Below are 18,871 nucleotides of genomic sequence, written 5' to 3' on the forward strand. Positions count from 1 at the left end.
TTATTTGATGTGGTTTACTGTAAAAACAATCGTTAAACGATTGAGAAATTGCCGTATTTCAAAGGAATTGTAAATATTACAGTCGTATTTTTATCGGTAAGAATTTTGTATTGAATCTCCATTCCATGCACTTTTTGAATGTTTTCAATACGCTGTTTTATAATATCCGTACTCATAGATCGATGCAACATTCCAGACTTTTTCGGCTCCGTAGTCATTCCTTTTCCATTGTCGCTAATTTGTATTCGCAGAAATGTAGCTTCTTTAGTATATGCAATGGTAATATGTCCGTTTTCAATACTAGAAATACCATGTATAATTGCATTTTCTACAAAAGGTTGAATCAACATTGGCGGAATCATAATTTTTGAAGAATTCAATTCCTCTGCCAAAGATATAGTATACGTAAAATTCGTAGCGTGGTTTAACGATTGCAACGCTAGATATTTCTCAATAAAATCAATATCAGTTTCCAACGGAATGAAATCAATATCAGACGATTCTAAAATAGTTCGCATCAGCGCGCCAAATTTTTGCAAAAACAGCGCCGCAGTTTCTTTTTCTTCTTTGTAAATATATCCTTCGATTGCCGTTAATGCATGAAAGAAAAAGTGTGGATTGAGTTGCGTTCGCAAAAAACGTTGTTGTAGTTTTTCTTTGTCTAAATTGATGATGGCTTCTTTAAATTTTTGCTTTTGTTGTCTCGTTTTATACCATACAATTCCTAAAATAAGTAAGAGCATAATAAGTCCAGCAATTCCATAAATAATATATGATTGTTGGTGTATTTTTAGTTGTTGTAATTCAGATTCAGTATTAAGAAAGGTGATTTCTTTTTGTTTTTTTTCATTCTCATATTTTTCTGTGATTTCTGCAATTGCTTTTTCTTGAGATTGATTATATACCGTATCTTTTAATTTGTTGTGAAGAAGCAATACTTCATTTGCCTTTTTATAATTTTTTAATTCTTGGTAGGCTTTCGCTAAATCATTTAATACAGGAACTTTACCTGTTTCCACATTAGTTTCCTCAAGTGCCTTTTCTAAATACGGAATTGCTTTTTCATAATCTTTAAGTCCCAAATAACCTATTCCTACGGCATGTAAAAATGTATCTTTAAATTCTGGATAATTGTATAGTTTTTCGAGCTCTAATGCTTTTAAACCATTTTGTATGGCGTTTTCATAATCTTTTGATGCAATATACATATTGCCCAACGTTGAATAAATTTTTGGAAGTAAATTATGCTGTTTTTCTGCTATACTTAAGGCTTCGGCTTTTTTAGCATATATAATAGCTTTTGGCAATTGATTTAACCTTTCATAGATATCTGCCTTATTAATATGATTGTGAATATTTATAACTGTTACTCCAAAGTATTGCCGATGCGATTTATCTATTATAGCAATTTTTTCAGTTAAAAGGATTTCAAGTTTATCACAATATTCTAATCCTCTTTCTTCATATCCTATGAGCGATAAAATACTGCTAATATTGTGTAAAGTTAAATAGTAGTTAATTTCGTCTTCTACACCTTCATTTTCATAGATTGAAGCAGTTTTATAATAAATTTCTAATGCTTTTTCATAAGCTATCTGATCAAAATAAATTTCAGCTAAAGCTCCATAAAACTTGAGTAATGCATATTTATTTTCTGGCTTGTTGAGTTCTTCTGAGTTTTGTTGTATCGTTTCTTCAATAAGTAAAACAGCTTCATCATATTTTTTTTCGAGTTGAAGTATATATATTTTTCTACTAATTGCATCAAAATGCATCGTAGAACCTTGCGTAAGTTTAGCATATTTTGCTACGTATATTTTACTACTATCTATATTTCTTCGTGCATAGAAAGTGATGACCCGAATATAATTATTTCTGTTTGTATCCGTATTTGCGTCAGTTAGAATTGTTTTTATACTATCTATTTCGCGGTGTTCTTTAACCACATCTATTTCTTGACTGTATAATAGTATCGGAATTAGAAAACCAATAATGACAATATATATTCGCATTTGTTTATTTTAGAATCACAATTTGTAGAGTCACATTATATTCAATCGTTTGTATAAGTCTTCTTTAAATGTGCGACCTATTGGAATATGCGTGCGCTCTTTGAGACATAACATTTGTTCTTTTTCATCAATGTGTAAAATATAATTGAGGTTGATTCCGTATAATCTGTGTACTTGTATAAAGTGAGAATTTAAAGTTTTCATCAGTGCTTTTAAAGAATTTCGTAGTTGAAATTCTTTATCATCTTTATCAACCAATGTTACATAGTTTTTTGACGTAATTTTTAAAAGTTTTATTTCTTTTAGATTTATTTTTCGCAATCTATATCCAACTCTTACCGTTAAAAACTTAGCGTTTTCTTGTGTTGAAAGCACTTCTTTTGTATCAATATTTGATTGATTTTGCTGCTGTAAAGCGACTTCAATAGTTGCTTTTAATGTTTCTGTTTCTATTGGTTTTACTAAATATCCTGAAGGACGAATTTGCACTGCTTTTTCTATAATATTACTCGCCGTTAATGCAGTTGTATATATAATAGGAATTGTAGAAAAGCTTTTAATTGCGTGCGCCAATTGAATTCCGTCATTATCATTTTTTAGATTAATGTCTAAAAGAATTACATCAGGTATGTTCTTTTTAATGATTCGCAATGCTTCTTCAAACGTAGCACAAATTTTTAGCACTGTATGTCCAATTGCTTTTACCTTTTCTTGCAAAGCATACGCATGATTTTGATCGTCTTCAACAATACAGATATTTGCCATTTGTAAACATTTTTTCGTTTAAATATAGCGTTTTATTTCGGATAGTTATTGTTTATGCTAGATGAAGACGTTGTAAATGCATATTGTAATTTTTGCCACGAATGCATGAATTTTTATATTATCATTCCATAAAAGTTCAACAATCTAAAAGCAACAGAAAAATTTTAGTTTAAAAGTTGAAAGGTTTATAAATTTATTCCATTGGATAAATAATTCACATACCAAAATACCAAAAGCGTTTACACTGAGCGAAGTCGAAGTGAAGCGATCCTAACATTCCAAAAGCGTCTTTGAATTATTTGAACTTTTAGTTATCATTGAAGATCCTGAATCAAGTTCAGGATGACGCACTAGCGTCACATCCGATACAACCAAGTTTCAGGATTTAAACGTGTTGTGTTTTTAAAGACTGAAAATTTAAGTTCTGCTTTTCCTGTACTTTTATTAGTGTGCATTACGCCTATATTTTGTTTTTTAGATACTTTATCGCCTGTTTTTACGGAAACTGAGTCTAAGCCGAAATACGTTGTAATGTAACTTCCGTGTCTAATTACAACACATTTTACACCATCATTTGTCGTAAACATATACGTAACTTCTCCACCATAAACTGCGCGCACACGTTCGCCTTCATTTGTTGCAATAATAACTCCATTACTTATTTTGGTAACGTTCGGATTCAACACATCTCTGTATTGTCCGTAACCTCTGGTTTTTGTTCCTTCTGCAACTGGCCAAATGTGTTTTCCTTTGTTTGCCGCAAAACTGTTTCCAATAGCTTTGGCTTCTGGCGTTAATGCAAAGGTTTTGCTACTTGTCGTTTTTCCAGCTTTTTTGTTAGAACTTGCAATTGCATCACGAATAATTTTATCAATTTGTCTGTCAATTTCGTCTGCTTGTTGTTGCTTCTTTTTGACTTGACCCGCGTATTTATTTTTATCTTTTCGCAAAGTCGCTAGCATTTCGCTTTGCATTTTTTTCTCCTTTTCAAATTCTTTTTGCACTTTTCTGTTTTCTGAAATAAGTGCTTCTTTTTCCTTTTTTTGTTTGGAATAGGTAGTGTTTAGTTTTTGTAATTCTTGCGTTTTTACGGCAATTGCTTCGCCTTGTTTTTTGCGATAATCCGTATATTGTTTCATATACTGAACACGTTTGTAGGCTTGCAGAAAACTTTCTGACGAAAGTAAAAACATGAGTCTACTGTTTTCAGATTTACTTTTATACGACTTCCGAATCATTGCTGCATAATCAGCTTTTGATTTCGTTAAATCGCTTCGTAATTGTCCTATTTTTTTGATGTTTGTATTAATTTGATTTGTCAACAGATTTGTTTGTTGATTCATCACTTTAATCAAATCTCGTTTGACACGAATTTTGTGATTGATGCTTTGTACATCTTCAACTATAAATTTTGTTTTGGATGAGTTTTTACTGATCAATTTGTTGATGAGGCGGATTTCTTTCTGCAAACGCAAACGCAAAGCTTCGAGCTCTTTCTTTTTGTCTTGCGCCATGCTCATACAGCTTACAAATAATAGTAAGAGTAGAATTATATTTTTACGATGATGCTTTTTGAATATTGACTTCACTAGATTTTTATTTCTTTATATCCACTTGGAATTTCGAACGGAAAACGTACATCTTCATTGAATGTTATTTTTCTATATTCTATTTGAATGGTCGTTGTTTTATTGGCTTCTGCCGCTTTGATTTCAATATTTTCAGGAAATACTTGTCCTGTTACTTCTTGATATGCTGTATAGTCAATTGTCAGTAAACGCAGTTCTGCGGATTGTTCTAACTGTTGTTTTTTTACTTTGAAATGAAACGCATCTAATAAAAATAATCTTTTAAAAAGTTCTAAATCGCGCTTTGGTGTCAACGCATACGTTTTGTCTTGTATTTCAGAGTTGAATGGCTCTTTTTTTAAATCGAATAATGCATTTCCAATTAATAGGTTTTGCACTTTTTCAAAATCGAGTTCGGTTCCTAGAAAGTTACTGAGAAGTGCAAAATCGCCTTCAAAATATGTATTATCAAGCTTGTTATAAAAACTTACTTTGGTAGGCGTAATGTATACTTTTACTAATGAAAGTGTCGCGCTTAACCAAATGGCTTCGTCTTTTTTCATGCGTAAGCTAAGTGTAAAACTTTCTTCCGTTTTTCCATTATTGAAACGAACTTTTAGTTTGCCACGAATCGTTTTGAACTTTAGCGTATTTCTGTAATGATTTTTAATGATGTTTTTTGTAGACAGATTGGCTACTTTACCCGAAGACGTTATTGTTTTAGCAGATTTACAACCTATTAAAAAGAGCAATAAAATGCTTGTAATGAGTATTTGAATTCCGTTTTTCAAGTGTTTGAATTTAGTGCGCGTACGTACGTTTATTGTATTTTTTTACGGTAATAGTTTTCCTTTTTTGAGTTGCCCATTTTCTTGTATGCAACTACAAAAGCTTGATAGAATTCTTTTTCAAGTTTTGTATCTTCAATGATGTAATCCAAACCAATTTCGAGCATTTCTATCGCTTTCTTGTATTCTTTTAACGCATTTAATGCTTTTGCATTGTATAGATATAGTTTTGGTTGCGACGGAAAGTCACCTAATCCTATTTTCACTAAACGTATTGCATCCGTAAAAGCATCGGTTTCGAGCGCTTCTTCTATTTGCTCCAAAATTTTACTGTTGGCATCTGCTCTTGGTTTTGGTGTTTGATTGATAACCTCAGCAACATCACCTGACGAATTTTGATTTTTGTGCAATTGCTTTTCCAACATGTTTTTCATGTTAGCAGCCATCAATGATAATCCGCCGTTTTTTTCGAGTTTTTCAAGTTCCTTTAATGCTTTTTTGTATTCGCGCATTCCGATGTAAACTTTGGCAACATCTTCTCTAAATTTTGGATTGAGAGAGACGATTTTTTTTCCTGTGTCTAATGCTTCTTCGCGTTCATTCAGCTTCAACTGCGTATTGAATAATCCTAAAAGAAACCACTGATTTTGAGGTTTTTTTGTGACTGCTCTTTCGAACGATTCTTTTGCCAAATCGTATTCTTTTCGCGAGTAGTAATTTTTCCCAAGTTCAAAAGAAACACTTGCATTGTCGTCTATTTTTTTACATTTTAAGAGTTCGTCAATGGCACGATCATAGTTTTCAATTCCGCGTTGTTTTAGTGCTTCAAAGAAGTGTTCTTGAAATTCGTCAATGTTTTCTTCTAATGATATTTCTGCGCTTTCTTCTTCTTGCGCATGTACAATCTCAGGAATGGAAAATAGCATTCCTGAGAATATAAATATGTACATGTATTTTTTCATTGAAAGATGATTTCTAAGTTGTTATGCTTCTAGGGTTGAATAATCGCCAATGCTGATTTTTGTGAATTTCCCATCAAATTTTGCATGGTTTCCGATCATTGCTTCCTCTAAATTAGCGTTTTTTACCGTAGTATTGGTTTGTATTAAGCTATTTTTAAGAGTTACGTTTTCCAATCGCGAGTCATCGCCAATAGAAACATGCGGTCCAACCGTTGAATTTTTGATAATTACGTTTTCGCCAATGTAACATGGTGGAATGATTTCGGAGTTGATTATTTGAGCAGAATCTGCCACTAATTTTTCATTATCAGCCAGTAAAAAACCTAACATTCTTCCGTTGGTTTCAATGGTTACATTTTTGTTTCCACAATCCATCCATTCGTCTACTTTTCCAGTGACAAAACGACGACCTTTGCGCATCATTCCTTTGATTCCGTCATTGATTTGATATTCGCCACCATGAATAATATTGTTGTCTAATACGTATTGTAATTCTTCTTTTAAGACAGCAACATCTTTGAAGTAATAGATTCCAATAACCGCCAAATCTGATACAAATTCTGCTGGTTTTTCTACCAATTCTACAATTTCGTTTTTATCGTTTAGTTTGACAACTCCGTACGCTTCTGGCTGGTCTACTTGTTTTACCCAAATAGCAGCATCTGCATCTTTATCAAGGTTGAAATCAGCACGAATTAACGTATCTGCATACGCAATTACTGCTGGTCCAGATAGTGAATCTTTTGCGCACATAATTGCGTGACCAGTTCCTAATGGTTGATCTTGACGATAGATACTTGCTTTTGCACCTAAACTTTCTGCCAATTCCGTTAAGCTTGAAACTACTTCGTCTCCAAAAAATGCTGGATCGCCCAATACAAACGCAATTTCGTCAATTGGTTCGCCTAATACTTTTGCAATGTCAGAAACTAATCGGTGAACAATTGGTTTTCCTGCAATTGGAATTAATGGTTTTGGAACTGTGAGTGAATGTGGACGAAGCCTAGAACCTCTTCCTGCCATTGGTACGATTATTTTCATGCTTTGTTTTTTTGGTATTCGTTTATTCGTTTATTCGTTAGTTTGTCTGTTTGTTGATTTGGTGTTGTGTGTTGTGTGTTGTGTGTTGTGTGTTGTGTGTTGTGTGTTAATTTGTTCTTTTATTTTGATTTAAACTATAAACTGATAAACTTCAAATTTGTTTTGTCTTTTTGTTAATTCGTTTTTTGGATTTATAAACTTTTCAACTTATAAACACTTTTTAATTTTTAATTTCATACTACTTCTCAATACTCAATTCTAACAGCTAATTTCTAATACACTATTTCACGCCTGTACTTCCAAATCCGCCAGCGCCTCTGTCTGTTTCTGAGAGTTCACTTACTTCTTGCCATTCCGCACGTTCATGTTTTGCAATGACTAATTGTGCAATGCGTTCGCCGTTTTCAACCGTAAATGCTTCTTTGGATAGATTTACAAGAATCACGCCAATTTCGCCTCTGTAATCTGCATCAATTGTTCCTGGAGCATTGAGTACTGTGATTCCTTTTTTCGCCGCTAAACCACTTCTAGGACGTACTTGCGCTTCTATTCCAACTGGTAATTCAATGAATAAACCTGTTTTTATGATTGCTCTGTCCATTGGTTGTAAAGTTACAGATTCCGATAGGTTTGCACGTAAGTCCATTCCGGCGGAAGCCAATGTTTCATAATGCGGTAACGCGTGTTGCGATTTGTTGATGATTTTTATATTCATTTTGTTAGTTGTCGGTTATCGGTTGTCGGTTGTTTGTTGATTCGTTTATTTGTCTTTGCTCTTGATTTTTGTGTATTCGGTAATTTGTGTATTTGTTATTCGTTTTTTTGTTGATTTGTCTTTTGTCTTTTGTCTTTTGTCTAATAGTCCAATAATCTAAGAAGTCTAATAATCTATTCCCCTTTTTTTAAGAGCCTTTTGAGTTCTTTTCGTTCTGATATATAAACGATTGCCAAAAATACTAAAAGTAACGCAGTTGTGATGATATAGTTACCGCGAAACTCATCATAGAAAGCTAACGCTGATAATAGTGCCGCGAGTGTAATGTAAATTCCAATTTGTTTTATGTTGTATGGAACAGGATAGTGTTTTTGTCCAAGTATGTACGAGATAATCATCATGCTTCCGTACGCAACTAATGTTGCCCAAGCTGACGCCATGAATCCTATTTTAGCAATCATAATCCAGTTGATGATAATGGTAATAATTGCGCCAAAGATAGAAATGTACATTCCGTAATTGGTTTTGTCCGTGAGTTTGTACCAAATGGACAGATTGTTATAGATTCCCAAACAGAGATTCGCCAATAGAATGATTGGAACTATTGCTAACGCATCTAAATATTCGGGTTTGCTAATGAGTAAACTTGCGAATAAATCAATATATGCAACAACAATTAACATAAAAATTGCGCCCAATATGGTAAACCATTTGAGAATTGTTGCATAGTTATTTTTGGCATTTTTTTCTTTTGCATGATTGAAGAAAAACGGCTCTGCACCTAATCGGAACGCCATAATGTATAACGTCATGAAAACACCAAGTTTGTAACAACCTGAGTATTTTCCCATTTCAACATCACTTATCATGTTTCCTAAGAAGAGTTTGTCAATGTTTTCGTTGGTTACATACGCCAAACTTCCAACCATAATTGGCATTCCATAAATTAAGAGTCGTTTTAAGATTTTTTTGTCAAATTGCCATTTGATTTTTAGAATGTTTGGAATGAGAAGTATCAACGTAAGTAAGCTTGCAAATACATTTGCCAAGAATATATAGATAACTTGTGGTTCATTTTTTATGTAAAAGTTGAGTGAATCAGGCAATAATTCTTCCGAAAGGAAACCAGTAGGAATTGCCCATAAGAAGATCACATTTAAAACTGCCAGAAATAGAATGTTCGCTATTTTGATTCCTGCAAAGCGAATTGGTCTGTTTGTAACGCGCAAATATGCAAACGGAATGACGACAATTGTGTCTAAAAATACGGTCCAAATTAAGATTTTGACATACATCACTTTTTCAAAACCGAGCGATTTTGTGATTTCGGGCGCAAATGTTAATCCTAAAATTAGGAATATGACTGTTGTAAAGAGCAATGTGATAAACGAGGTGGAAATGATTTTCCCTTTTTCTTTTTCTTTACTGAAAAATCGAAAGAACGCCGTTTCCATTCCGTACGTTAATAGCGCGTTCAAATATGCTGCATACACATAGTATTCGGTGTTTACCGCGTATTTGTCGGCTCCAAAAACATCGGTGTGTAATCTTAGTAAACCTATGTTGATTGCTCGTGGCAGAATTGCCGCAATTCCATAGATTATGGTGTCTTTGAAGAACTTTTTTAGTGCGCTCAAGGCATGTTTTGTTTAAGCGTTAAAAGTATTGATTTCTGCGCGCTTTCCCAAAATGATTTTTACTCGATACTTGAGATTTTGTATTCTTTGGCTTTTCGCGATATGTAAAGTGGTTTTTAACTAACGTGAGTTCGATATAAGTTTCACAAATAACCTTTGAACTGTTTTTTAAAATTTCACGATAAAAACCTCATTTTCATATTGTTATTTTCGTTTTCTTTGCTCGCACAAAGAAAAGAAACAAAAGAAAGTGCGCTTTTCCAGAGGTATTTTTAGTTTTTCTTTTAGGGAAAAACTAAAACCGCATGAATTTTTCTAAATTTTCTCCAAGGATTCGAAAATTCTTAACGAAAAATCCCTGCTATACTGCGGAAAAGACAAAAAACATTCTGAAATTTTATATCGAACTCACGTTAGTTTACTGTTTGTTTTCAGGCGCGCTTGGATAATGAATTGGGAATTTTTCTATGATGTTTTTTACTTTATGATATTTCAACGTTCCGTTTTCTGTGTAACTAATCACACCTTCATTATTTTCTAAAGTAAAAGGAAACTTCTCTTCTAAATGTGGCGGTTCATTGCCTGCTTCTTTTTTGTGATTTTCATGAAGCATGATCTCTTTTTCTGTTTTTGTAGAATTGATAAAATACGCAACGAATAATCCATTGTTATTGGTGGAAGCATCTTGTAGTGTCGTTTTCCTTCCACGGAAGTAAAAGTCTTTTAAAACAATTGTTTCCGTATCAAGATTCGTAATTGTCATCTGTACATTGATTCCGCTTCCTCCATTTTCTTGTCCTGCTGTCCAAACTTGCGCAAATACAGATTCGGTTTTGAATGGAACTTCTTCTTGCATCGTCATTGTTTTTTGTGATGATGAACAGTTTATGAATCCGATGATTAGAAGAATTGGGAGGATTTTTTTGATCATTTTTCTTTTAGCATTTTTATAAATATATGGAATTTGTTTACACTGAGCGAAGTCGAAGTGTTGATTTGTTCTTTGTTCTTTGTTCTTTGTTCTTTGTTCTTTGTTCTTTGTTGAAAAAAAATTTTTATTTTGAAATTCACAAACGTCAGTTCGAGTGATTTTCGATAGAAAATTGTATCGAGAACTGCTTTGAAACGAGTTCCCATTTTTATTTAATTATTTCGTAAACTAGCACTTCTCGATACAACAAATCACAGATTTGCCACTCGAAGTGACGTTTAGGATTCCTGAAGGTTTTCTAAAATTTCCAGTTCTTTTAATACTTGTTTTCGTATAAAGAAAAATAATATCACAAAAGATACAACATAAGATACAACAATATAATAGAAAAAGCCTCTTGATAGATATTGGTAAAAATAATACGACATGATTACAAAACCTATGTTGTAAATGATAAGTAATACAGGAACAATTTTGAAAGCCAGTGTTTTTCGTTTTTGATAATAAACTATGAGTTGTTCTTTGAATTCATTGAACGATAGTAAAACGTTTATTTTTCTAAGTTGCTGTTGACTTCTGATTTCAATGTAAACTCGTGTTAGAATGACTCCAATTAGTAATGACATTCCTAAAAGTGGTCCGTTGTATTTGTAAGCCGATATGTAAAAGAAAAATACAATCAGGATTGCTACTGTACTTCCTAAAACAAGGTGTGTAATTTGCTGTTTTTTACGAAGATATTTTAGTTTTTGCTTTGCAGGTTCAAAGTCAGGAACTGTTTTTGGAGCTTCTGATTTTGATTGTTGCTGCCATGTGTTTTGTATGTCTTTAAATTCCATTGGATACGCATTTTGTTAGTTTTTCTTTGATTCTGTGAACTCGTACGCGAATGTTTTCATGTGAATGTCCCGTAATTTCTGCTATTTCTTTTTGTGGTAAACCTTCTAATACTAATAAAATGATGATTCGTTCTGTTTGTTTTAGTTTGTGAATGCACACGTACATTTGTTTCACGCGATTTTGATCGTTTGTTTCTTCTTGAACTTCATCTTGGATTTCTGTGAAACTGAGCTGCTTCTTTTTTTTATCCTTTCGAATAAATAGCAAACATGTATTGACAGTAATTCGGTAAATCCAAGTTCCTATGCTCGATTTTTGTTGAAATTGATCCAAATGTTCCCAAACTTTTATGAAAACATCTTGCGCTAAGTCTTTCGCCAACGCTTGATCTCCATTTACATATCCGAGACACAATCTATGTACTTTGTCATAGTGTTTTTGGTAGATTTTTGTGAATTTTTTTGACAAGGCTTTTTGTTTTAGATTGCTTACTCTTAACTTTACACTTTTAACTTTTAACTTTCAAAATTGTTTTCATTTGAGTTAGAAACCAATCTGGTTTGTCAAACATAATAAAGTGCGCTGAATCATCCACATATATGATGTCTTTTTTAGCAAGTTTTTGATATTGTTTTGTGTATAATTCTTCAACTTGTTTTTTTGGATAGAAACTTACTGCCGCTAGTATTGTAACTGGTATTTTTATGTTTTGAATTTGCTCTCTTAGATCCAGTTTTAACAAATCTACATACCCATAAACATATGTTTTTCTATCTGCTTGAATCATCCAAGAAGTTATTGTGCTTTGTTTTTCTTTGTTGAATGTCATTCCTGCCGCCATTTGCGTTGCCATTGTCTTGAAAGCTTCATCGTCCATTGCAAATTGTTGTTTAGAAAATGGATTGTCATGCGTTACATTTTCACTTGAAAAGTTAGGAATCATTAATGCTCCTATACTTGGAAGTCCATCAATTATAATCAAATTTTTATATGTATTTTGATTTGTAGAAGCTAACCATAATGCCAAAGATCCGCCCATACTGTGTCCAATAATTGTTGGTTTTTGTAATTTTTTGCGCTGTACATAAGCTTCTACATCTTTTTTGATGGTTTCTAACCAAGGTGTTTCTATCGGCGCAACCGTTCCAAATCCTGCAAATGTAAATACATGACATTCGTAGGTTTTTGATAGTTCTTTTACGGTTTCGTTCCAAACGTCGCCTGTACAACTAAATCCAGGAAATAATAATATTGGATTTCCTTTTCCTATGACTTCAACTTCGAATGATTTTTCTTGAGATTGAGATTGCGCTGTAAACGTAAATAAGATTGCTACAACTAACACTAGATTTTTTAAGGTTTTCATCTTTTTTGTTTTATGATTTTCCCTTTAGATACAATTCGCGTAAAATGTTACAGATTTTTTTAATTTTTGTTTCTTTCGCTTTGCTCAATGTTCTTTGTTATTCGTTTGTTGTGGATTTGTTTTTTGTTCTTACTCTATACTTATATTTTATTGCAGCTATTTTTTTTCTCTAACAATCCAAAAGCAAAGCAGTCTAACAACCTAATTTGTTTGAATTTTTTTATATTTTTACTGAATATTAATTCTCCTAAAAATTAAAATTATGGCTCTTGGAATTGCTGAAAGATTAGTTGCTGAAGAAACTTTAAAAATGACCATCTGTGAGCGATGTAATACTCAAGAAGATACACTTGTAGTGCGTGTGTTTTCTAAGTTTTTTGTTGCTTCTATTATGTTTTTTGCATTTAAGAAACGAGTTCATATTGAATGTATTTCGTGCAAAAGAATGGAAAAAAGTATTGATTCTTTTCCTAAACGAACACAAGATCGGATTGAAGCTGTAGTTGGCGATGCGAAACATCCATGGTATTTATACAGCGGATACGTTATTTTCTTTATCATAATTCTTATTAGCCTAGTTTCAAAATAAGATATTTTGAATTAAGCATAAAAAAACCTCACGTTTCTGTGAGGTTTTTTAATTTTATGATGTGATGCTGAATCAAGTTCAGCATGACGTTTTTTAGTTATTCAAAGCTTCCGCTCCACCAACGATTTCTAAGATTTCGTTTGTAATGGCTGCTTGTCGTGCTTTGTTGTATGTCAATGTTAACGAATCTCTTAATTCTCCTGCATTGTCCGTTGCTTTGTGCATCGCTGTCATACGCGCGCCGTGCTCACTTGCGAAAGAGTCTCTGATTCCTTTGTATAATTGAGTTTTTAATGATTTTGGAATTAACTCTTCAACGATTTCTTCTTTTGATGGCTCAAAAATGTAATCTTGTTGAACGTTTGCTTCTGATTCCATTGGTACAATTGGTAAAAATTGTTCCGTCATTACGATTTGTGTCGCAGCATTTTTGAATTTGTTGTAGACAATCTCGATTTTATCGTACGATCCATCTTCAAATAATCCCATTAATTTTTCTGCAATTTCAGCTACGTTATCAAAAGTTAAATCATCAAAAACATCACTACGATTTTCAATGACCGTGTTGGTTTTAGATAAGATATCTTTTCCTTTTTTACCAATCGCAAATACATCAACTTGTTTACCTGCGTATACATTGTTGATTAGATTTTTTGATTGCTTGATAATGTTAGAGTTGAACGCTCCACAAAGTCCTCTGTTAGATGTAATAGCTACAATTAGTACTTTGTTTACTTCACGTTGATCTGCAAGTTTGCTTCCGCTATCTGCATCAAGTGTAGCACTTAAGCTTTGTAATAATTCTGTAAGTTTGTTAGCATACGGACGCATCGCAGTGATGGCATCTTGTGCTTTTTTCAACTTTGCCGCCGATACCATTTTCATAGCACTCGTGATCTGCATTGTTGATTTTACAGAGGTAATTCTATTACGTATTTCTTTTAAGTTTGCCATTTTTTCAAGTTATGAGTTAAAAGTGTTGAGTTATGAGTTTTTTAGTATTGCTACTAGAATTCTGATTAACTCTTCACATTTATTCATCATTTCTTTTGGTGTTTGCCTTCCTGTAGCTTCTAATATTTGTAACCAGTATTTGGTTTCGTCAGCTTCTTTTAGTGCAATGCCAAATTTGTGTTTAAAATCTTTTTTACTAACTCCTCTTTGCGCTTCTCTTGTATTGGCTCCAATACTTGTTCCACTTCTGAGTAGTTGAGAGGCTAATTCGTAATCCTTCTGAGCTTTTAGCTGATCGCAATACTTAACGATATTACATGCAAATTCAAAACTCTTTTTTCGTATCGGACTATCCTCTAATGACATTTATTTTTGTTGTCTGTTTCAGAATTTAGAGTTTGTATACAAAATACAAACTCTAAACTCATCACTTTTCACTCTTAACTAGAAACCTAGTTATATTTCGCAGACAATTCTTTACAAACCTGTGTTAACGTGTCTGTAACTTCGTCTGTTAGTTTCCCTGCTTTTAATAAATCTAAGACACCTCTGTGTTTCGCGTTTAAGAATTCTAAGTAATCTCTTTGGAATTCTTTTACTTTTTCAACAGGAACGTCTCTTAATAAATTTTTAGATCCAGCATAGATAATTGCAACTTGGTCTTCTACGGCAAACGGATCATTCTGTGCTTGCTTTAAGATTTCCACATTACGCTTTCCTTTGTTAATTACGTTTAACGTAACTGCATCTAAGTCAGAACCAAATTTTGCAAATGCTTCTAGTTCACGATATTGCGCTTGATCTAGTTTTAAAGTACCTGCTACTTTTTTCATTGATTTAATCTGTGCATTTCCTCCAACACGAGATACCGAAATACCTACGTTAATTGCCGGACGAACTCCAGAGTTAAATAAATCACCATCTAAGAAAATCTGCCCATCAGTAATCGAAATTACGTTTGTTGGAATATATGCAGATACATCTCCTGCTTGTGTTTCAATGATTGGTAACGCTGTTAACGATCCACCACCTTTTACGATTGGCTTCAACGAATCTGGAAGATCATTCATTTCCCTTGCAATAGCATCATTGTTGATGACTTTTGCCGAACGCTCTAATAAACGAGAGTGAAGGTAGAATACATCTCCAGGATATGCTTCTCGTCCTGGTGGACGACGTAATAATAACGATACTTCACGGTATGCAACTGCTTGCTTAGATAAATCATCATAAACAATTAATGCTGGACGACCAGTATCTCTGAAATATTCTCCAATAGATGCTCCAGTAAATGGTGCATATACTTGCATTGCAGCAGGATCTGATGCGTTTGCAGCTACTATTGTTGTGTATGCTAATGCTCCTTTTTCTTCCAGCGTCTTCGCAATAAGTGCTACTGTTGAAGCTTTTTGTCCAATAGCAACATATATACAATATACAGGTTCTCCTGCATCGTAAAATTCTTTTTGATTTAGAATTGCGTCAATACAAACGGCAGTTTTTCCAGTTTGTCTATCTCCAATTACCAATTCACGTTGTCCTCTACCAACTGGAATCATTGCATCAATTGCTTTAATTCCTGTTTGTAATGGTTCTGTAACTGGCTCACGATAAATAACTCCAGGTGCTTTACGCTCTAAAGGCATTTCATATGTTGTTCCTTCAATAGGACCTTTTCCATCAATTGGACTTCCTAATGTATTTACAACACGCCCAACAATACCTTCTCCTACTTGGATAGATGCAATTCGTTGTGTACGTTTTACGATTCCGCCTTCTCCAATATTTTGTGAAGATCCTAATAAAACTACACCAACGTTATCTTCTTCAAGGTTTAATACAATTCCTTCAAGTCCGCCTTCGAATTCTACTAATTCTCCGTATTGAGCGTTCGCTAATCCGTAAACACGTGCGATTCCATCACCTACTTGTAGTACAGTTCCAACTTCGTCAAGTGAAGCTGTCGCTTCAAATCCTGAAAGTTGTTTTTTTAATATTGCTGATACCTCAGCAGCTTTAACTTCTGCCATTCTATTTAGTATTTAATTTTGAGTGAAAGATCGTTTCAGGTTATTCAATTGGTTTGCGATGCTTGCGTTGTATTGCAAATCACCTAAACGTAAAATAAATCCGCCTATGATACTTTCGTCGATTTTGTTTTCTATTGTTACTTTATTGCTCGTAAGATCTTTGACCTTCGCTAATACTTTGCTTCTTAATGCGTCTGTTAAAGGAATAGCCGTTGTTACTACTGCTGTTTGTTCTCCTTGTAATTCTTTATATAAGTTGCCGTATTGAACTGCTATGTTGTCTAATAAATGAATTCGTTTATTAGTAATTAACATATCTATTACTCCTTCAGATACAGAATGCATTCCTGTAAAGATTTCTTTTAAAGCTGATTTTTTCGTTTCAGGCTTTATAATAGGACTGTTTAGCATTAATCGTAATTCTTTACTGTTGTTCACAGTTTTTACGATTCCGTCCATATCTTTAGCTACAGCTTCTCCTGCATTTTGATCTTGTGCTAATCCTAAGATAGCTCTTGCATAACGTATTGCTGCTCTAGATCCCGCCATAGTATTCTTATTAGTTTAGTGTAACGTCTGCAAGCATTTTATCAACTAATGCTAATTGCTTGTCTTTATCTGCTAATTCTGCACGCACTACTTTTTCTGCAATTTCCACAGAAATGTTAGCGACTTGATTTTTCAATTCAGCCAATGCAGATTGTTTTTCACTTCGGATGCTTTCTTGCGCTTGTGCAATCATTTTGTTTGCTTGCACTTTTGCTTCTCCAGTAGCGTCAGCGATCATTTTTTCTTTGATCTCACGTGCTTCTTTCAGCATCATTTCTCTTTCTGCACGTGCTAGTTTTAATAACTTTTCGTTATCAGCATGCAAGTTTTGCATTTCTTTCTTTGCATTTTCAGCAGAAGCTAACGCATTTTTGATAGAGTCTTCCCTTTCACTTACTGCTCCAAGTATTGGTTTCCAAGCAAATTTTCTTAATATGATAAGTAATATTAAAAATGTGATTGCTGTCCAAAATACAAGTCCAATTTGCGGTGTAATTAAATCCATTTCAGTATTTTTTTAATAACTTAAATTTTTAAAAAATACAGAAGAAACCAACCGTTTCTTCTGTATTTTTAGGTTTTTTATCCTTGTAAGAAAGCAACAACAACACCAAATAGTGCTACTGCCTCTACGAAGGCTGCTAAAATTAATGCAGAAGATTGTATTTTTCCGTGCATTTCTGGTTGACGAGCCATAGCTTCCATAGCTGATCCACCAATTTTACCAATACCAATTCCAGCTCCGATAGCTGCTAAACCAGCTCCGATAGCTGCGATTCCAGTAATTGTAGTAACAGGTTCCATGTATATAAAATTTAAATTAATTAATGATGTTCTTCTTCAGTTGCCATTCCAAAATAAAGGGCTGACAATATTGTAAATATGTATGCTTGTATTGCTGTTACAATGATTTCTATAACTGTAATAAATAATGAAAATGCTATAGATACTGGTGCAATGTATATAGACTTAAATACGAATATTAATGACATTAATGCTAATATGATAACGTGTCCTGCGGTAATGTTTGCGAACAAACGAATCATTAACGAAACTGGTTTTACAAACATTCCGATAATTTCTATTGGCATTAGAAATATTTTCATAGGAACAGGAACTCCTGGCATCCAGAAGATATGTTTCCAGTAATTTTTGTTACCACTAAATGTAGTAATGATAAATGTAAATATTGCTAGTGTAAATGTAAATGCTATATTTCCACTTAGGTTGGCTCCATTTAATATAGGAATCAATCCAAATATGTTATTAATCCAAATAAAGAAAAATATTGTCAATAAGTACGGCATGTACTTTTTGTATTTATGCTCTCCTATCATTGGTTTTCCTATCTCATCTCTTACAAAGACCACTAAAGGCTCAACAAATCCTGCTATTCCTGTTGGAACACCATCTTTAGATTTTTTATAACTTCTCGCTGCTGGAATAAAGATAAGTAGTAAGATTAAAACAGAAAACCACATCATAAATACGTTTCTTGTAATAGAAAAGTTTAATGGTTTTGTTCCATTTGTTATTGTATGAAGTTCAGTATCAAAAGTTGCTGAATCACCGTTTAATTGGTATATTTTTTCATGAAATTTTACGAAATTTTCACCATTCTTTCCAACAACTACTTTTCCTGCGTCGTCATGATGAAATTCGCTAGACATAAATGTTGTTAAACCATTGTCTGTCCAAAGTATTATTGGAAGTGGTATAGAAACTGGTTTCCCTTTCCAGTCCCAGAAATGAAATTCATGTGCATCTTTTACGTGATGCAGGATCATTTCCTTTGCATTAAATTCTTTGTCATCATCTTTATCATTACTAGCGTAACTAACAAAAGATGTTGCTAAAAATATTCCTAGTAAAAGTGCCTTTAATACTTTTTTATGCATTACTTATAAAATTAAAATGCCTATCCTTAAATTCCGTGCAAATCTACACACATTATTTGAATTGACAAATTATATTTTAAAGATTATTTAAACCCTTATATGGAAAGAGTTTTTTTGGTTTATTGGGGTTTATTTTGAATAAATTTAATTATGGAAAAGACTTCAAAAAACAGGTATAGAAAGTAAGGAATCATGAAGTTAAATAAATCCAATTTTTTGTTTTCCA

Annotated in this window: 20 protein-coding genes; 1 reads left to right on the plus strand and 19 read right to left on the minus strand. The window is 33.1% G+C overall.

Annotation, left to right across the window (positions count from 1 at the left end):
* Positions 1–32: 32 nt before the first annotated feature.
* The 12 genes from IMCC3317_RS13560 to IMCC3317_RS13615 all read right to left on the minus strand — a co-directional run bounded on the left by IMCC3317_RS13560 (position 33) and on the right by IMCC3317_RS13615 (position 12,625).
* The gene (locus tag IMCC3317_RS13560) at positions 33–2,012 is read right to left on the minus strand and encodes a tetratricopeptide repeat-containing sensor histidine kinase (protein ID WP_160130038.1); all 1,980 of its coding nucleotides are present in this window, start codon (positions 2,010–2,012) and stop codon (positions 33–35) included.
* A 30-nt stretch (positions 2,013–2,042) separates the two neighbouring features.
* Entirely contained in the window at positions 2,043–2,777 is a 735-nt protein-coding gene (locus IMCC3317_RS13565; protein ID WP_160130039.1) for a LytR/AlgR family response regulator transcription factor, read from the minus strand.
* A 356-nt stretch (positions 2,778–3,133) separates the two neighbouring features.
* Positions 3,134–4,366 carry a murein hydrolase activator EnvC family protein gene (locus IMCC3317_RS13570; protein WP_160130040.1) on the minus strand — a complete coding sequence of 411 codons (1,233 nt, stop codon included), beginning with the start codon at positions 4,364–4,366 and terminating at the stop codon, positions 3,134–3,136.
* Positions 4,366–5,136, minus strand: a complete 771-nt coding sequence (locus tag IMCC3317_RS13575; RefSeq protein ID WP_228054795.1) for a DUF4292 domain-containing protein — start codon at positions 5,134–5,136, stop codon at positions 4,366–4,368. The genes IMCC3317_RS13570 and IMCC3317_RS13575 overlap by 1 nt, the downstream gene beginning before the upstream one ends.
* A 29-nt stretch (positions 5,137–5,165) precedes the next feature.
* The gene (locus IMCC3317_RS13580) at positions 5,166–6,095 is read right to left on the minus strand and encodes a tetratricopeptide repeat protein (protein ID WP_160130041.1); all 930 of its coding nucleotides are present in this window, start codon (positions 6,093–6,095) and stop codon (positions 5,166–5,168) included.
* A 21-nt stretch (positions 6,096–6,116) separates the two neighbouring features.
* Positions 6,117–7,136: a sugar phosphate nucleotidyltransferase gene (locus IMCC3317_RS13585; RefSeq protein ID WP_160130042.1), complete on the minus strand. Its 1,020-nt coding sequence runs from the start codon at positions 7,134–7,136 to the stop codon at positions 6,117–6,119.
* A 280-nt stretch (positions 7,137–7,416) separates the two neighbouring features.
* Positions 7,417–7,851 carry a dUTP diphosphatase gene (gene dut, locus IMCC3317_RS13590; RefSeq protein ID WP_160130043.1) on the minus strand — a complete coding sequence of 145 codons (435 nt, stop codon included), beginning with the start codon at positions 7,849–7,851 and terminating at the stop codon, positions 7,417–7,419.
* A gap of 173 nt (positions 7,852–8,024) precedes the next feature.
* The gene (locus tag IMCC3317_RS13595; protein ID WP_160130044.1) at positions 8,025–9,488 is read right to left on the minus strand and encodes a lipopolysaccharide biosynthesis protein; all 1,464 of its coding nucleotides are present in this window, start codon (positions 9,486–9,488) and stop codon (positions 8,025–8,027) included.
* Between the two features lie 418 nt (positions 9,489–9,906).
* On the minus strand, positions 9,907–10,419 hold the full coding sequence (locus IMCC3317_RS13600) for a hypothetical protein (RefSeq protein WP_160130045.1): 513 nt from the start codon (positions 10,417–10,419) through the stop codon (positions 9,907–9,909).
* A gap of 278 nt (positions 10,420–10,697) precedes the next feature.
* Positions 10,698–11,258, minus strand: coding sequence for a hypothetical protein (locus tag IMCC3317_RS13605; RefSeq protein ID WP_160130046.1), 561 nt, complete (start codon positions 11,256–11,258; stop codon positions 10,698–10,700).
* Entirely contained in the window at positions 11,248–11,727 is a 480-nt protein-coding gene (locus IMCC3317_RS13610; RefSeq protein WP_160130047.1) for an RNA polymerase sigma factor, read from the minus strand. The genes IMCC3317_RS13605 and IMCC3317_RS13610 overlap by 11 nt, the downstream gene beginning before the upstream one ends.
* 40 nt (positions 11,728–11,767) lie before the next feature.
* Complete coding sequence (locus tag IMCC3317_RS13615) at positions 11,768–12,625, minus strand: alpha/beta fold hydrolase (protein ID WP_160130048.1); 858 nt, start codon at positions 12,623–12,625, stop codon at positions 11,768–11,770.
* A gap of 262 nt (positions 12,626–12,887) precedes the next feature.
* On the opposite strand from IMCC3317_RS13615, the gene IMCC3317_RS13620 reads away from it, so the two are divergent.
* Positions 12,888–13,214 carry a hypothetical protein gene (locus IMCC3317_RS13620; protein WP_160130049.1) on the plus strand — a complete coding sequence of 109 codons (327 nt, stop codon included), beginning with the start codon at positions 12,888–12,890 and terminating at the stop codon, positions 13,212–13,214.
* Between the two features lie 93 nt (positions 13,215–13,307).
* On the opposite strand, the gene atpG is transcribed toward IMCC3317_RS13620, so the two are convergent.
* The 7 genes from atpG to atpB form a co-directional block, all read right to left on the minus strand.
* Positions 13,308–14,168, minus strand: a complete 861-nt coding sequence (gene atpG, locus IMCC3317_RS13625) for an ATP synthase F1 subunit gamma (RefSeq protein WP_160130050.1) — start codon at positions 14,166–14,168, stop codon at positions 13,308–13,310.
* A 30-nt stretch (positions 14,169–14,198) separates the two neighbouring features.
* On the minus strand, positions 14,199–14,534 hold the full coding sequence (locus IMCC3317_RS13630) for a four helix bundle protein (RefSeq protein ID WP_160130051.1): 336 nt from the start codon (positions 14,532–14,534) through the stop codon (positions 14,199–14,201).
* A gap of 86 nt (positions 14,535–14,620) precedes the next feature.
* Positions 14,621–16,198 carry a F0F1 ATP synthase subunit alpha gene (gene atpA / locus IMCC3317_RS13635; RefSeq protein WP_160130052.1) on the minus strand — a complete coding sequence of 526 codons (1,578 nt, stop codon included), beginning with the start codon at positions 16,196–16,198 and terminating at the stop codon, positions 14,621–14,623.
* A gap of 12 nt (positions 16,199–16,210) precedes the next feature.
* Entirely contained in the window at positions 16,211–16,747 is a 537-nt protein-coding gene (atpH, locus tag IMCC3317_RS13640) for an ATP synthase F1 subunit delta (RefSeq protein ID WP_160130053.1), read from the minus strand.
* Positions 16,748–16,757: 10 nt separating this feature from the next.
* The gene (locus IMCC3317_RS13645; protein ID WP_160130054.1) at positions 16,758–17,252 is read right to left on the minus strand and encodes a F0F1 ATP synthase subunit B; all 495 of its coding nucleotides are present in this window, start codon (positions 17,250–17,252) and stop codon (positions 16,758–16,760) included.
* A 77-nt stretch (positions 17,253–17,329) separates the two neighbouring features.
* Positions 17,330–17,551 (minus strand): ATP synthase F0 subunit C, encoded by a 222-nt coding sequence (atpE, locus tag IMCC3317_RS13650; protein ID WP_160130055.1) that lies wholly within the window; start codon positions 17,549–17,551, stop codon positions 17,330–17,332.
* 20 nt (positions 17,552–17,571) lie between these two features.
* The gene (atpB, locus tag IMCC3317_RS13655; RefSeq protein WP_160130056.1) at positions 17,572–18,645 is read right to left on the minus strand and encodes a F0F1 ATP synthase subunit A; all 1,074 of its coding nucleotides are present in this window, start codon (positions 18,643–18,645) and stop codon (positions 17,572–17,574) included.
* Positions 18,646–18,871: the final 226 nt, after the last annotated feature.

This window comes from Kordia antarctica (genome assembly GCF_009901525.1).
Taxonomy (GTDB): domain Bacteria; phylum Bacteroidota; class Bacteroidia; order Flavobacteriales; family Flavobacteriaceae; genus Kordia; species Kordia antarctica.

Bases quoted from the DNA above. Each gene is read 5' to 3' on its own strand.
- IMCC3317_RS13580 (WP_160130041.1), bottom strand. From the start codon at position 6,095: ATGAAAAAATACATGTACATATTTATATTCTCAGGAATGCTATTTTCC.
- dut (WP_160130043.1), bottom strand. From the start codon at position 7,851: ATGAATATAAAAATCATCAACAAATCGCAACACGCGTTACCGCATTAT.
- IMCC3317_RS13600 (WP_160130045.1), bottom strand. From the start codon at position 10,419: ATGATCAAAAAAATCCTCCCAATTCTTCTAATCATCGGATTCATAAAC.
- IMCC3317_RS13560 (WP_160130038.1), bottom strand. From the start codon at position 2,012: ATGCGAATATATATTGTCATTATTGGTTTTCTAATTCCGATACTATTA.
- atpB (WP_160130056.1), bottom strand. From the start codon at position 18,645: ATGCATAAAAAAGTATTAAAGGCACTTTTACTAGGAATATTTTTAGCA.
- IMCC3317_RS13585 (WP_160130042.1), bottom strand. From the start codon at position 7,136: ATGAAAATAATCGTACCAATGGCAGGAAGAGGTTCTAGGCTTCGTCCA.
- atpG (WP_160130050.1), bottom strand. From the start codon at position 14,168: ATGGCAAACTTAAAAGAAATACGTAATAGAATTACCTCTGTAAAATCA.
- atpE (WP_160130055.1), bottom strand. From the start codon at position 17,551: ATGGAACCTGTTACTACAATTACTGGAATCGCAGCTATCGGAGCTGGT.
- IMCC3317_RS13645 (WP_160130054.1), bottom strand. From the start codon at position 17,252: ATGGATTTAATTACACCGCAAATTGGACTTGTATTTTGGACAGCAATC.
- atpH (WP_160130053.1), bottom strand. From the start codon at position 16,747: ATGGCGGGATCTAGAGCAGCAATACGTTATGCAAGAGCTATCTTAGGA.
- IMCC3317_RS13615 (WP_160130048.1), bottom strand. From the start codon at position 12,625: ATGAAAACCTTAAAAAATCTAGTGTTAGTTGTAGCAATCTTATTTACG.
- atpA (WP_160130052.1), bottom strand. From the start codon at position 16,198: ATGGCAGAAGTTAAAGCTGCTGAGGTATCAGCAATATTAAAAAAACAA.
- IMCC3317_RS13630 (WP_160130051.1), bottom strand. From the start codon at position 14,534: ATGTCATTAGAGGATAGTCCGATACGAAAAAAGAGTTTTGAATTTGCA.
- IMCC3317_RS13605 (WP_160130046.1), bottom strand. From the start codon at position 11,258: ATGGAATTTAAAGACATACAAAACACATGGCAGCAACAATCAAAATCA.
- IMCC3317_RS13565 (WP_160130039.1), bottom strand. From the start codon at position 2,777: ATGGCAAATATCTGTATTGTTGAAGACGATCAAAATCATGCGTATGCT.
- IMCC3317_RS13620 (WP_160130049.1), top strand. From the start codon at position 12,888: ATGGCTCTTGGAATTGCTGAAAGATTAGTTGCTGAAGAAACTTTAAAA.